The following is a 13,910-nucleotide window of genomic DNA, read 5'->3' on the forward strand; positions in this document are numbered from 1 at the left end:
AACCAATACTAATTGCCCGTGAGGCTTGACCATATAACACCCAAGCAATTTGACTACTCGAAAGAGCATCAGATTGCGGTGTGTGAAGACGCAATGAACCGAAAGTTCGATGCTCACAAAACACCGAAAGCTGTCACATACCCAATTTGCTGAAGCGAGGCCAACTGGTCACGGCTCAGTACCCGAATTTCTTGACGACCATAGAGCATTGGAACCACCTGATCCCATCCCGAACTCAGCAGTGAAACGATGCATCGCCGATGGTAGTGTGGGGTTTCCCCATGTGAGAGTAGGTCATCGTCAAGATTAAATTCCGAAACCCCATTTGCGAAAGCAGATGGGGTTTTGTTTTGGGCGGTCGAAAAGTGCGCACGCCTAGCCGAGTGAGCTGTTGAATATCCTCAAGGGCGGCTGCCGTATCACCGTACCCGTCGAGATGGAACTCACTTCAGAGTGCCGTTGGGGAATTCAATGCAAAGTGTTTCTGCATTTTTGGTATGGTGCAGCACATTTCTCAAGGACTGATCTTTCATCGCAGGACGCGGCGTCGACCTTCTTCAACGAGATGCTGTAGAAATGCCCGCACCGATACCGATTAAAGATCACGAAAAAGAGAACCGCCTAGTCAACAAGCGCCTGCTCGCTTGTGCGTTGTTGGTGATAGGCATTACGTGTGCCCTGGTGGGGCGTATGTATTTCCTTCAAGTCGTACAGTTCGATTACCATTCCACGATTTCTGAGAACAACCGCGTCCACGTGCTGCCCATCACTCCGACGCGCGGCCTTATCTATGACCGTAATGGCGTGGTGCTGGCTGATAACCGACCCAGCTACAATCTGACCATCACTCGCGAGCGCACCACCGACCTCAAGGGTGAACTCGACGCTATCGTCAACTTGCTGCACCTGCCTGTCGAAGACCGTGCGCTGTTCGACAAGGCCCTGAAGCAGGCACGCCACCCGTTCGTTCCTGTGACGTTGTTTTACGAGTTGACCGAAGAGCAAATTGCATTGCTGGCGGTGAATGAGTTCCGCCTGCCAGGGGTAGACGTAGAACCGCAATTCGTCCGTCACTACCCGCTGGGTGCGCACTTTGCCCACTCCATCGGCTATGTGGGACGGATCAATGAGAAAGAATCCAAAGCCCTTGATTCGGTGGAATACCGTGGCACACAGTCCATCGGCAAAACCGGTATCGAGCGTTTCTACGAATCCGAACTGCATGGTCATGTCGGCTACGAAGAGGTCGAGACCAATGCCCAGGGCCGCGTACTGCGTGTGCTCAAGCACACCGACCCTATCCCCGGCAAAAATATCGTCCTGAGCCTCGACGTGAAGCTCCAGGAAGCTGCGGAAGAGGCCTTGGGCGATCGCCGTGGTTCGGTGGTTGCCCTTGATCCGCAAACCGGCGAAGTGCTGGCCATGGTCAGCAAGCCGAGTTTTGACCCGAACCTGTTCGTCACCGGCATCAGTTTTAAGGAATATGCCGCGTTGCACGACTCCATCGACCGGCCGCTGTTCAACCGCGTATTGCGGGGGCTCTACGCGCCGGGTTCGACCATCAAGCCGGAAGTGGCTATCGCCGGCCTCGACAGCGGAGTCGTCACCGCACAGACACGTGTGTTCGACCCTGGTTACTACCAGCTCCCTGACTTTGACCACAAATACCGCAATTGGAACCACAGCGGCGACGGCTGGGTAGACATGGACGCTGCCATTATGCGTTCCAATGACACTTACTTTTACGACCTTGCTCACAAGCTCGGCATTGACCGCCTGCACGACTACTTGGCCGAGTTCGGCCTGGGCCAGAAAGTCTCCCTGGACATGTTCGAAGAGTCAGCTGGCTTGATGCCATCCCAGGCTTGGAAGCGCGCCACACGGCGCCAACCCTGGTTCCCAGGAGAAACCGTGATCCTCGGCATTGGCCAGGGTTACATGCAAGTCACACCGCTGCAATTGGCCCAGGCCACGGCGTTGATCGCCAACAAGGGCGTGTGGAATCGACCGCACCTGGCCAAGACTATCAATGGCGAGCCGCCGGTGGACGAGAACCCGATGCCCAACGTCGTCCTCAAGGATCCGCGTGATTGGGAGCAGGTCAACCACGGCATGCAACTGGTGATGCACGACCCACGAGGTATCGCCCGGGCCGCCGCACAAGGGGCGCAATATCGCATTGCCGGCAAGAGCGGTACCGCGCAAGTGGTTGCGATCAAGCAAGGCGAGCGTTATAACCGCGAGAAGACCCTGGAGCGCCACCGTGACAACGCGTTGTTCGTTGGCTTCGCCCCGGCCGAACACCCGAAAATCGTTATTTCGGTGATGATCGAAAACGGTGAGGCCGGTGGCCGCGTCGCGGGTCCGGTGGTGCGGCAAATCATGGATGCCTGGTTACTTGACAAGGAAGGTCACCTGAAGCCGCAATATGCGACGCCGGCAAAAGCGCCAGGTGAACCGCACGTCTAAGTCATGTCTTCCACTCGTCCCATTGCTCTATGCCTTCATGAGCAAGCCAGGGCACATCATGGGCCGTCCAGATGTGCGAGGTGGGCCTGACGCCCGGATCATCGTCCAGCGTCGCCACCCGCACGATCACATGGGGTTGATGCCCACGTTCCGCTATCAGATGTGAGCCACAGCGCGAGCAGAAATGCCTGAGCTTGCCCGGCGAAGATTCAAAGGACGCCAATAGTTCCTCCCCCCGCGTCCAGCGAAAATGTTCGCGCATTACTCCAGCGGTGGCGACAAACGGCGCCGCATGTATTTTGCGGCAGCTCGAGCAGTGGCAGTGGCTGATCGGCATGTCCAGCTGGTCCACTTGATAGCGAACACCTGTGCAGAAGCAACTTCCATTCAATGGGTCAGTCATAAACGTATTGCCGGTTCAAGGACGGGGTCATCATGATTGCTTACAACCTGAGGTTGCGCATTGTTTGATGTCGCCTACTGTCAACGGAGGAGGTGACTTATGCACGTATTAGATCGCATCGAGCGAAAAGTTCTGCTGAACGCTTCACGTAAACAGGTCTGGGAAGCGCTCACCAATGCCGAGCAATTTGGTAATTGGTTTGGCATCGCCCTTAAGGGCAAAGCCTTTGTGGCAGGGGAAACCATAGAGGCGCCGATTACCTACCCAGGTTACGAACATGTGATCTGGAAAGCCAGAATCGAACGCATCCTGCCGCAGACGCTGTTCTCTTTCTGGTGGCACCCCTTCGCAGTGGAGGAGGGCGTCGACTACGACAAGGAAACACCGACACTGGTGGAATTCACCATTGAGGATCGGGCGCCGGGCATTTTGCTACGGGTGGTGGAATCCGGTTTCGACGCGGTACCGGAGGCTCGTCGGCAAAAGGCCTTCAAGATGAATTCCCGTGGCTGGGACGAGCAGATGGGCAATATCGAAAACTATTTGAGCAAAGCACGTAGGGCGTGAGCCGGTTAGCGGGCATCATCCACTGTTGCCCGCTTTCGCCGCCGTTAGAAGTCCACCGTCGCCGACAACTTGGCTGCGCGAGGATCGCCTTGGCTCAGGACCCCGCCCTGAGCCGATTCCCAGTATTTTTCGTTGGCGACGTTTTCCACAGTGGCCCCGAGTGTCACATCACGCTGGTCCAGCGTGAACGTATCGCGCGCGCCTCTATCGAAGCGGCTCCAGGCCGGCAGGCTCAGGTTGTTGGCCGCACCGCGTACTGGCCACCGGTGCGCAGCATGCGCCCGTTGAGGGGCACGCCCTTGCAGGACGGGTACATCCCAGTCCACGCTGGCGTTGAGCTGGAAGGAACGTACACCGATGGCGCGGATGCCGAGTAGAATCAACGCCTGAAAGCTATTCCTGAGGTGCGGTACGGTGGATTTACAGCAGGGTTTTGTCCTGACCCGGCATTGGCGCGATACCCTGGCGGGCACGGAGGTCAGTTTCTGGTTGGCCACAGACCACGGCCCACGGTTTATCCGCCTACCCGTGCAGACCTCGGTGATGTTCATTCCCGAGGCCCATCGCAAGCCGCTGGATTGGTTGCTCAAGGGCGAGCGCGATATCGAATTGCGCCCGCTGCAACTCTGCGATTTCCATCACCGTCCGGTTCTGGGCCTCTACACTCGCCAGCATCGCCAGTTGATGGACGTAGAAAAACGCCTGCGCGCCGCCGGTGTCGACGTCTACGAAGCCGATGTGCGCCCGCCCGAACGCTACATGATGGAGCGTTTCATCACCGCTCCGGTCTGGTTCGGCGGTACACCCGATGCCAGTGGTGCCCTGTGCGATGCGCAGATGAAGCCCGCGCCCGACTACCGCCCGCCGCTCAAGCTGGTGTCCCTGGATATCGAGACCACCGCCCAGGGCGACCTCTATTCCATCGCCCTCGAAGGCTGCGGCGAACGCCAGGTGTACATGCTCGGCCCGCCGAACAAGACTGGCGCGGTAGATTTCAAGCTCGACTACTGCGACACCCGCGCCCAACTCCTCGAATGCCTTAACCAATGGCTCGCCACCCATGACCCCGATGCAATCATCGGCTGGAATGTGGTGCAGTTCGACCTGCGCGTCCTGCATGAACATGCCCAGCGCCTCAATGTGCCGCTGATGCTCGGCCGCGGCGATGAGCCCATGGCCTGGCGCGAGCACGGCAGCCGCAACCATTACTTCGCCGCGGCCGCGGGGCGCCTGATTATCGACGGTATCGAGGCCTTGCGTTCGGCCACCTGGAGCTTCGAATCCTTCAGCCTGGAAAACGTCGCGCAAACCCTGCTCGGTGAGGGCAAGGACATCTCCACCCCGTATCAACGCATGGACGAAATCAACCGCATGTTCGCCGAGGACAAGCCTGCCCTGGCGCGCTACAACCTCAAGGATTGCGAGCTGGTCACGCGGATTTTCGAGAAGACCGAACTGCTCAAGTTCCTGCTCGAACGCGCCAGCGTCACCGGGTTGCCAGCCGACCGCAACGGCGGCTCGGTGGCGGCGTTTACCCACCTGTACATGCCGCTTATGCACCGCCAGGGCTTCGTTGCGCCAAACCTGGGCGACAAACCGCCCCAGGCCAGCCCCGGCGGGTTTGTCATGGACTCGCGCCCCGGCCTCTACGAGTCGGTGCTGGTACTCGATTACAAAAGCCTCTACCCGTCGATCATCCGCAGCTTCCTGATCGACCCGGTGGGCCTGATCGAAGGCCTCAAGCACCCCGACGACAGCGACTCAGTAGAAGGCTTTCGCGGCGCACGTTTTTCTCGCACCCGGCACTGCCTGCCCTCCATCGTCGCGCGCGTCTCCGAAGGCCGTGAAGAGGCCAAGCGGGAGCACAACGCGCCACTGTCCCAGGCGCTGAAAATCATCATGAACGCCTTCTACGGCGTGCTCGGTTCCAGCGGTTGCCGCTTCTTCGATACACGGCTGGCTTCCTCGATCACGATGCGCGGCCACCAGATCATGCGCCAGACCCGCGAACTGGTTGAAGCCCAGGGTTATGAGGTGATCTACGGCGACACCGACTCCACCTTCGTGTGGCTCGGCAGTGCACATTCCCAGGAAGACGCCAGCCGTATCGGCCAGGCGCTGGTCAAACACGTCAACGCATGGTGGCGTGAGCACCTGCACAGCACGTTCGGCCTGCAAAGCGCCCTGGAGCTGCAATACGAAACCCACTTCAGCCGCTTCCTGATGCCGACCATTCGCGGCGCGGAGGAGGGCAGCAAAAAACGCTACGCCGGCCTGGTCACCCGTGCCGACGGCAGCGAAGAGATGATCTACAAAGGCCTGGAGACCGTACGCAGCGACTGGTCGCCCCTGGCCCGCCGATTCCAGCAGGAACTCTATCAGCGCATCTTCCACCGCCAGCCCCATCAGGACTATATACGCGACTACGTGCGCCGGACCTTGAGCGGCGAATTCGATGAGCTGCTGATCTACCGCAAGCGCCTGCGCCGCCAGCTGGACGACTACGAGCGCAACGTGCCGCCCCATGTACGCGCGGCGCGCCTCGCTGATGAATACAACGACCGCCTGGGGCGCCCGCGCCAATACCAGCGCGGCGGCTGGATCCGCTACGTGATCAGCGTCAACGGCCCCGAACCGCTGGAAGTACGCCAGGCGCCGATTGATTACGACCACTACGTCACCCGGCAATTGCAACCGGTCGCGGATGCCATCCTGCCGTTCGTGAATGACGATTTCAGCACCCTGGTCGGCGGGCAAATGGGCCTGTTCTAAAATCCTTGATTCATCCAATGGAGGAAAGGCAATGTACACGCTCTTTGGCATCGACGAATCCGGCTCCTGCATGATCGAAATCGCCCTGCAGCGGTGCGCGGTGCCGTGGCGACGGGTGGACGCTGCCTCCTGGGCCGACGGCGAGGGCAGCGACGAGCTCGCCCGTATCAACCCGCTCAAACAGGTGCCCACCCTGGTCACCCCTGATGGCCAGGTGCTGACCGAAAGCGCGGCCATCCTGATCCACCTCGGCCTGGCGTTTCCCGGCGCTCATCTGCTGGGCGGCGACCGTGCCCAGATCATCCGGGGCCTGGTGTACATCGCGGCCAATTGTTATTCGGCCATCGGCATCATCGACTACCCGCAACGCTGGCTGGGCAACGCCGATGAAGCGGTGCAGGCGCAATTGGTCGCGGGCACGCGCCGCTATTTGCATCAGGCCTGGGTGGTGTTTGCCGAACAGTTTGCCGGCCAGTTGTTTGCGCCCAACGGCGAGCCGAATGCGCTGGGCATCATGGCGGCGGCGGTGTCGCGCTGGGATCAGGCACGGGAAGCGTTGAGCGCCCTGGCGCCTGGCTTTGCCCAGACTCTCGCGCAAGTGGATGTCGACCCTATCGTGGCGCCTGTGTTTGCCCGGCATTGGCCGGACTGGAAGGTCTCGTAATGTTTCCGCAATCAAAGGAAACAATGCCGGATGTCTCCTCCAACCCCTTGCGTAGCGGGCGTCCTGACCTACGCTTTCTGAACGCGGTGTAGGAATCATCCTTGAATTTGACTGTCGCAGACATGAAACTCAAGAACCCTGCATGGAATTCAAAGGAGGTGCGCATGCTCATCCGGTCGCTGACCCTGGCTACCTTGATGGCTTTTACGGGGCCGCTGTTGGCTGCTGATGATATCAACCCGCTTAAGCAGGACCTGGGCAAAGCCCGGCCACTGGTGGTGGTGGAGCTTGATTCCGGCAACGACACACTGGCGACCCTCAAGAAACAACTGGACGAGCCTGCCACCAAGCAGTCCTTTGAAGAGCGCAGCATGGTGTTCTACACCGTGAAGTTCGGCAGCATCGGTGCCGAAGGTGAGAAGTTCGCCAAAGACCCCAAAGACAACAAGAAGCTCACGCCGCCTGAAACCAACGCGCTGATTCGCGCCCTCAAACTGGGTGCCGGCAGCGGCACCAAAGTGATCCTGGTGGGCAAGGATGGCGAGAAGAAAGTCGAGAAAACCGTACCGCCGGATACCCTCGATTTGAAGGAGTTTTTCAGTGCCATCGACCAGATGCCGATGGCCGAGAAAGAAACCGTCGCCGCCCCGGAACCAGAACCCGTTGCACCGGCTCCGGCCAAGGGCGCCAAGCCTGCGAAACATGCCGGCAAGCCCGCTGCACAACAACTGGATGACTGAACCCAAATAACGGTAGGAGCAACCTCGCTCCTACCGTTATTTGGCAGCCTTGCGCACCGGAAACGGAAAGTAGAAAAAACGCAGGAACGCCACTCGCTTGATCACTTCCCCGATAAACAACGGCACCACCACCGCCACCACAAACCCAATACATGCCGCGACAAACGCATGCAGCCCAAGACGCTCCATCAAATCAAACGTCTTGTGCTGGATCTCACCATGGAAGATCAGCAGGATCAGCGTCGACTGGCCGATGTAGGTCATGGCCCGGGTGATCAACGTCGAGGCCATCAGCACCCGCGCCAACGCCCAGCACAGGTACACCCCAATCACCGCCAGCAGGCTGGTCCACAGCCAGTGGTCGTAGCGACGTTGTGCCAGGTCCATGGTGTCGTGGCTGTAAATGAACACTGCCGCGAACAGCACCACCGAAACCAACAGCGTCAGCAGTGACCCCGCATGGGTACGCAACCAGTCCCGCAGCAGGTAGCCGTAGACGAAACACGCGCTGCTGATCAGGGTGATGTCCAGGCTGAACGGCAAGCCGGGCAGCACCCAGGTTTGCCCGCCGAAGGTCATCGGCAATTGCCAGAAGAATGGCAGCATCCAGATGCCGATCAGCAGCGGCACCAGCATCACCGCGCAACTCACCGCCAGCGGCAGGCGTTGGATCAGCCGCAGTACCGCCCAACTGAACAGGATCGCCACCCAGAAGTGCGGCAAAAACCACAGCGCCTGCCACGGGATGGTGTCCACCGAGGCGTACAGCACGCCGCCAATGTCCGGCAGCAGCGGTTGGCCGCGCAGCACATCGCGCACGATCACATACACCAGCAGGGTGAAGAAAAACGGCTTGAGCAGGCCATCCGCCTTGCGCACCGCCATCTCGACAAACGGCTGTTCAGGCTTGAAAAACACCCCCGACAAAAAGAAGAACAACGGCAGCACGAACGACGCCAGGATCGGGTACATCAGGTCCAGGGACGTGGCGACAAACCAACTGTGGGCATACACGATCACCAGGATGCCGATGCCTTTGGCGATATCCATTTGAATCCAGCGATTTTTCACCTGAGTGCTCCCGATCCATAAACTCCACCGCCCCTATAGGCGCTGGCAAGCCAGCGCCTACAATAAGCGTCATGCCTTGCGCCACGGCTTGAGCCACAGCCCCATCCCGAGCAACACCATGGTGCCCGCCAGGGTGCTCAGCCCCAGTTGCCGCCACACGCCCTCAATACCAAACAGCACCAGAGCCGCCAGCCCCATCAGCAGCGCACTGAGCAGCCAATGCCGGGCCCAGGGCAGGGCGCCGAGCAAAGCCTGGCGCTGCATCAGCAACAGTGCGGTGCAGATCACGCCGGCCAGTGCGGCCAAGGGGATACCGGCCAGGCCGAACACAAAGGGCAGGGCGGCCAACAGCAACACGTTGACCAGGCTGCCGAGCAACTCGCAGCGCAGCGGCTGGCGCGTATCGCCGGCGGCGTAGGCATAGCGTGCGAGCAAGGCGTTCCAGGCGCCGAATACCAACGGCACGGCAAACCAGGCCAGCAGCAGCGGCAACGGCGAATCCATCGATTGCTTGGGCAGCAGCAATGCCACCAGGCTCGGGGCTGCAGCCACCAGGCCGACGCCGGCGGGCAAGGTCAGCACGCTGGCGGTTTCCACGCCGCGCTTGAGCAGGGCCAGGCGCTCATCTCCCTGGCGGCGGCTCATCATGCCCAGCAGCACCTGGTTGAGGCTCATCAGCGCAATCAGCGGCAGGTTCATCAGCTTGCGCGCCAGGTTGACCCAGGTCACCGCGCCTTCGCCCAGCAGCGACGCCACCAGCCGCTCGATCAGCGCCAACCCTTGGCTGGCGCCATTGCTCAATAACAGTGGGCCGATGCGTTGGCCCAGCTCACGCAAGGGCGCGAAGGTCAGTTGCCAGCGCCATGGCCGCCAGCCTTGGCGCCACACCGAGGGCAACAGCGCCAGCGGCATCAACAGGCTCCCGGCCAGGCAGGCCAGGGCCAGCGAGTGCGGTTGGCTGGCGGTGCCCGCGAGGGCGAGGTAAGCCACCGGCGGCAGGTTGAACAGCAACGAGCCCAGCCCCGCGAGGACAAAACGTTCGCTGGCCTGCAAGGGAATGCTGAACAGTGCATGCAGCATCAAGCCCGGCACACACCAGGCGACGATCTGCAGGTTACGGCTGGCCAATGCCGTGGCGGTGTCGGCCAACCCCGGGCCGAGCACTTGCACCAGCCACGGTGCCAACAGCGTCAGCAGCAGGCTGGTGACCAGCGCGATCAGCAGCAACGCCGGGAACAACACCGCCAGCCAGTTCAGGCGCTCGCCGTCCTTGCGCTGCAGGTACAGCGGCAGCGCGGCGGCGCTCAGCACACCGCCAGCCAATGACATGCGCAGTGCTTCCGGCAAAAACAGCGCGATCAGGAAGGCGTCACTGCGCTCTCCGGCGCCCCAGGCCGCCACCAGCAACCACTCGCGGGCAAACCCCAGGCACAGGCCCAACAGGGTCGCCAGGGTCAGCCAGGCGGCAGAGCCGAGCATCAGGGACGTGCCCCATCAAGCAGGGGTTTGCGGTAGGCCACGGACTTCACCTGCGGCAGCCGCGTCGGAAACAACCGCCGCGCCTCCAGCACATTGATGCCCACCATCAGCCAGAACAACGCCACCATCACCACCGCAAAGCTGAAGTAGTGGTCGAACAGGCCGCTGACCAGCGCCGACAGAATCCCGCCGGTGGTGCCCAGCCACAGGGCATTATCCTTGGTCAGGCGGATCGGGCCTTTTTCCGGACGCGCTTCACGCCACCAGCGCACAGTCACCGCCACAAAGAACAGCATGCCGACGATGCCGGTCTTGTAGATGAAGTTCAGCCACAGGTTGGAGATACCCAGCAGGTCGGTGCCGGGCACCGGCGGGTCAACCTTGAAGCCGATGCCAAATGGATAAGACACCACCGCCTGCGGGAACATGCGGTACTCGTCGAACCGTACTTCGGTACTGGCGTTGTCCGACGAGAAAATCGTCGCCAGGCGTTCCTGCAACGGTGGGTAGGCCATCACCAGCGCCACCGTCAACGCCGCGCCGATCATCAGCAGGCGCCCGGTGTAGGGCACGCGGCGCGTGGCCATCCACAGCAGCACCAACGCCAGGCTGACCATCGCGCCGCGGCTGCTGGCCAACAGCAACGCGGCCGCGCCCAGGCAGGCGACGCCCAGGCCCAGTGCGCGCTTCCAGCCTTGCTCGGTTATGCCGAAGCAGAAGGCCAGGGGCAGCAGCAATGCCATGATCCCGCCGATGGCATTCGGGTGCATCCACGGCGAACCCATGCGCGAAGACATGGCCTCCAGGCCGAATTTCAACATGTCGAAGTTGCCGTAGTTGAACAACGCCAGAATCGGCGCAATGCCGGCCCCGGAGCGCGTGCGCACGAACACCGCAATCGAGATCACCAGCATCGCCAGGCTGCCCAGCAACAGGGCGATCACCAAGGATTCGCGCTGCTTGCGGTCCACCAGTAATCTGGCGCAGAGGAACACCGCCGACAGGCTCAGCAACCAGCGCAGCCAGTTGGCCACGCCGCTGCTGTCGGCGTGGATGGTGACTTGGCCGACGATGAACGGGAACACGCTGAACAGCATCAGCCACAGCAGCATCTGGTCGGTGGGACGGCGGGTCAGGCTTGGCGTATCGGGCAGGCGGGCCAGGAAGTGGTGCCACAGCACCGCGCCCCAGGTCAGGGCCAGGATCGCCTCGCTTACCGTACTGCGGATCCCCAGGTTGATGGTCGAGTAGGGCATGAATGTGGCGATCAGGGCGAACAGCAACAGGCCCCACAACGGGAAGCGCAGGATGGTCACCGCCCCCGCCAGGCCGATCACGGCGAGGAACGCCTTGGCCGGCGACAGCAGCAGGGCGAGCGCGCCAAACAGCAGGCCGAAGAGGATCGCGACGAGGCTTGCCAGGTTCACTCTCACTTGACTTCCTCGATCAGTTCAGCCAGGCGCTGGCGATAAGCGTGATGGTTGAAACGTTGCGCCCACAGTTGCCGTTGCTCGGCGGATTCTTCATCCGGTTGCGTGCCGAGGCTGAGCATCAATTGCACCAGTGCGGGGCCATCGGTGGGCGAAAAGCGCGGGGCCGACGGCGGGGTGATTTCATCCAGCGAAGTGCCGCTGGCCACCGCCACAGGCGTGCCCACGCTCAGGGCCTCAATCACCGGTAAACCAAAGCCTTCGGCATAGGACGGTTGCCACAGGCGTGAAGCCTGACGATAGAGGGCGTGCAACTCGGCATCCGACACACCGCTCAAGGCACGAATCCCCGGCAGCGTGCGCTGGGCTTCAGGCAAATGATCAAGGCTACCGACCAGCACCAACTCCGGCACGCTGGGGGATTGGCGCCGCGCCTGCTGCCAGGCGTCCACCAGAAACGGCACGTTCTTGCGCAGCTCTCGGGTGCCGACCAGCAGCCAGTAGTGCTGCGGCAGTTGGCGTGCGGACAGGTCCGCCGCCAGTTCGGCAAATCCGTCGACCTGGTTGGGCAGCACGCGAATCTTGCCCGCCGCTTTGGGAAACAGCCGCGCGGTTTCATCGGCGCTGTACTGCGACGGCGTCCACACACGGTCGGCGCTGTGCACCGCGTAGGCAATCGACAGGCGATCACTGGTCTTGTAGATCAGTGCCTTCAAGCGGTTGGCGTGGTAGTTGTTCAGGGTGATCTGGAACAGGTCATGCAGCAGCACCACCGTGCGCAAACCCTTCGGCTTGGGCGGTAACGGCAGGCCCATATTGAAGGTGCTGATGTACAGGTCGATGTGCTGCTCACGCAAGGCGCGTGGCAGGAAACCGGCCTCGAAACGCAGGCGATGGTGCGGCTGGTGCATGGCGGTCTTGGCACAGCCCCACGCCGGGCAATGGGCCTGCAAGCGGGTCTCATCCCCCAGGGGCGCCACGGTAAACCGCTCAAGCTCGATGCCCGGCAAGACGCGCAGGGCGCTTTCCAGCGCATACACCTGGCGACTGATGCCCGATTGCGGCGAGGTGCCGACGGTGCGGTAGTCCAGGCCTATACGCATGCGGGCTCCCTTTGACTCAGCGGCACGAGGGTGGCGTACACCTGCTCCAATTGGCTGGCGGCGACGCTCCAGTCATGGGCGCGGCGCACATAGGCGCGGCCGGCCTCACCCATGGCCGCAGCGGCCTCAGGACATTGCAGCAGGCGCACCACGGCATCGGCCAAGTCGTCGGCGCTTTGCCCGCCGAGGTAGTCCAGGCCTTCCACCAGGTCCAGCCCCGACACGCCTTGTTCGGTGCTGGCCAGTGGCAGGCCGGCGGCCAAGGCTTCGAGCACCTTGAGCTTGGAGCCGCCGCCATGGCGCAACGGCGCCAGGAACACCGAACAGCTCGATTGCAGGTCCAGCAGGTTGGGCACGAAGCCTTGCCACTCAATACGCGGGTCTTTCCAACGCTCGCGCCAACTGCCGGGCATGCCGAAGCCGCATACGCTCATGCGCGCCTCCGCACAGCGCGCCCAGACCTTGGGCAGGATTTCATCCAGTGCCCATTCGATGGCGTCCACGTTCGGCGCGTATTCATAGTTACCGAGGAACAGCACACGGTATGTCGAGGGGTCGGGATGGGCCGCAGCGAAGTGATCGCAGTCCACGCCATTGACCACCACTGGCACGGGTTTGCCGGCGATCTTTTCCAGGATGTGCGCATCGCTTTGAGTGACCGCCACCACCTGCGTGGCTTGGCGCATCACCCGGCGTTCCCAGCGGGTATAGCGCCATTGATCGTAGCGAATGAACGGCAGCGACCAACGCGGCAAACGGTCGTAGGTGGCCGCGCCCAGGGCCGACTCCACATTGTGTTCGGTCAGCACAAAGGGCTGGGACTTACGCGCCAGTGCCTCTTCGTAAGGCTGGAAACTGTAGCTGTGTTCGATCTGCACCACGTCCCACTGTTCACCCAGCAAGCCATTGAAGGTGTCCCGCAACTCGCCCGACAGGCCGTTCACACTGGCCAGCAGCGGGTAGGGGGCAAACAGCCCCGCCACCAGGGTCTTGAGGCTGCGCAACGGGCGGCGCGGCAGGATGATCAACTGTTCGACAATTGCTTCCAGTACCTGGCGGTCGGCGAGGGATACCGGGTGCTTGTCATGCAACAGCAAGGTGATCCGATGCCCACGCGCGGCCAGGCTGCGCAGCAGGTGAAACTGGCGCGTCTTGCCGCCGCTGGTGGCGGGCCAGGGCGAGTAGGGCAGGATCCATAAAATGCGCATGGCA

The 13,910-nt window shown here is 61.6% G+C and carries 11 protein-coding genes, 1 rRNA gene and 1 pseudogene; 6 read left to right on the forward strand and 7 right to left on the reverse strand.

The genetic code is table 11. The features are described from left to right. Positions 1-190: 190 nt before the first annotated feature. A 5S ribosomal RNA gene (gene rrf, locus HCF10_RS24905) occupies positions 191-306 on the forward strand. Positions 307-576: 270 nt separating this feature from the next. Beyond that, complete coding sequence (gene mrdA / locus HCF10_RS24910; RefSeq protein WP_131700064.1) at positions 577-2,469, forward strand: penicillin-binding protein 2; 1,893 nt, start codon at positions 577-579, stop codon at positions 2,467-2,469. A gap of 1 nt (position 2,470) precedes the next feature. On the opposite strand, the gene HCF10_RS24915 is transcribed toward mrdA, so the two are convergent. Then, the gene (locus HCF10_RS24915; protein ID WP_131700063.1) at positions 2,471-2,872 is read right to left on the reverse strand and encodes a GFA family protein; all 402 of its coding nucleotides are present in this window, start codon (positions 2,870-2,872) and stop codon (positions 2,471-2,473) included. A 99-nt stretch (positions 2,873-2,971) separates the two neighbouring features. On the opposite strand from HCF10_RS24915, the gene HCF10_RS24920 reads away from it, so the two are divergent. Next, positions 2,972-3,439, forward strand: a complete 468-nt coding sequence (locus HCF10_RS24920; protein WP_131700062.1) for an SRPBCC family protein — start codon at positions 2,972-2,974, stop codon at positions 3,437-3,439. Positions 3,440-3,483: 44 nt separating this feature from the next. On the opposite strand, the pseudogene HCF10_RS24925 reads toward HCF10_RS24920, so the two are convergent. After that, positions 3,484-3,810: pseudogene (locus HCF10_RS24925) on the reverse strand (TonB-dependent siderophore receptor); the annotation flags it as partial. A gap of 43 nt (positions 3,811-3,853) precedes the next feature. On the opposite strand from HCF10_RS24925, the gene HCF10_RS24930 reads away from it, so the two are divergent. The 3 genes from HCF10_RS24930 (at position 3,854) to HCF10_RS24940 (ending at position 7,615) form a co-directional block, all read left to right on the forward strand. Next, a complete protein-coding gene (locus HCF10_RS24930; RefSeq protein ID WP_145337053.1) occupies positions 3,854-6,211 on the forward strand; it encodes a DNA polymerase II in 2,358 nt (785 codons plus the stop codon). Positions 6,212-6,242: 31 nt separating this feature from the next. Further along, a complete protein-coding gene (locus tag HCF10_RS24935; RefSeq protein WP_145337054.1) occupies positions 6,243-6,875 on the forward strand; it encodes a glutathione S-transferase family protein in 633 nt (210 codons plus the stop codon). 164 nt (positions 6,876-7,039) lie between these two features. Beyond that, positions 7,040-7,615: a DUF4174 domain-containing protein gene (locus HCF10_RS24940; RefSeq protein WP_131700059.1), complete on the forward strand. Its 576-nt coding sequence runs from the start codon at positions 7,040-7,042 to the stop codon at positions 7,613-7,615. 36 nt (positions 7,616-7,651) lie between these two features. Here HCF10_RS24940 and HCF10_RS24945 read toward each other — a convergent pair whose 3' ends face one another. The 5 genes from HCF10_RS24945 to HCF10_RS24965 all read right to left on the reverse strand — a co-directional run bounded on the left by HCF10_RS24945 (position 7,652) and on the right by HCF10_RS24965 (position 13,906). Next, positions 7,652-8,686 carry an acyltransferase family protein gene (locus HCF10_RS24945; RefSeq protein ID WP_167656619.1) on the reverse strand — a complete coding sequence of 345 codons (1,035 nt, stop codon included), beginning with the start codon at positions 8,684-8,686 and terminating at the stop codon, positions 7,652-7,654. A 69-nt stretch (positions 8,687-8,755) separates the two neighbouring features. Continuing rightward, positions 8,756-10,165 (reverse strand): lipid II flippase MurJ, encoded by a 1,410-nt coding sequence (locus HCF10_RS24950; RefSeq protein WP_131700057.1) that lies wholly within the window; start codon positions 10,163-10,165, stop codon positions 8,756-8,758. Next, complete coding sequence (locus tag HCF10_RS24955; protein ID WP_167656620.1) at positions 10,165-11,592, reverse strand: O-antigen ligase family protein; 1,428 nt, start codon at positions 11,590-11,592, stop codon at positions 10,165-10,167. The genes HCF10_RS24950 and HCF10_RS24955 overlap by 1 nt, the downstream gene beginning before the upstream one ends. Before the next feature lie 2 nt (positions 11,593-11,594). Then, positions 11,595-12,698, reverse strand: a complete 1,104-nt coding sequence (locus HCF10_RS24960; protein WP_167656621.1) for a glycosyltransferase family 4 protein — start codon at positions 12,696-12,698, stop codon at positions 11,595-11,597. Next, positions 12,689-13,906 (reverse strand): glycosyltransferase family 4 protein, encoded by a 1,218-nt coding sequence (locus HCF10_RS24965; protein WP_167656622.1) that lies wholly within the window; start codon positions 13,904-13,906, stop codon positions 12,689-12,691. The genes HCF10_RS24960 and HCF10_RS24965 overlap by 10 nt, the downstream gene beginning before the upstream one ends. Positions 13,907-13,910 lie beyond the last annotated feature (4 nt).

Origin of the sequence: Pseudomonas sp. B14(2022) (assembly GCF_012030485.1) — a bacterium.
GTDB lineage: Bacteria > Pseudomonadota > Gammaproteobacteria > Pseudomonadales > Pseudomonadaceae > Aquipseudomonas.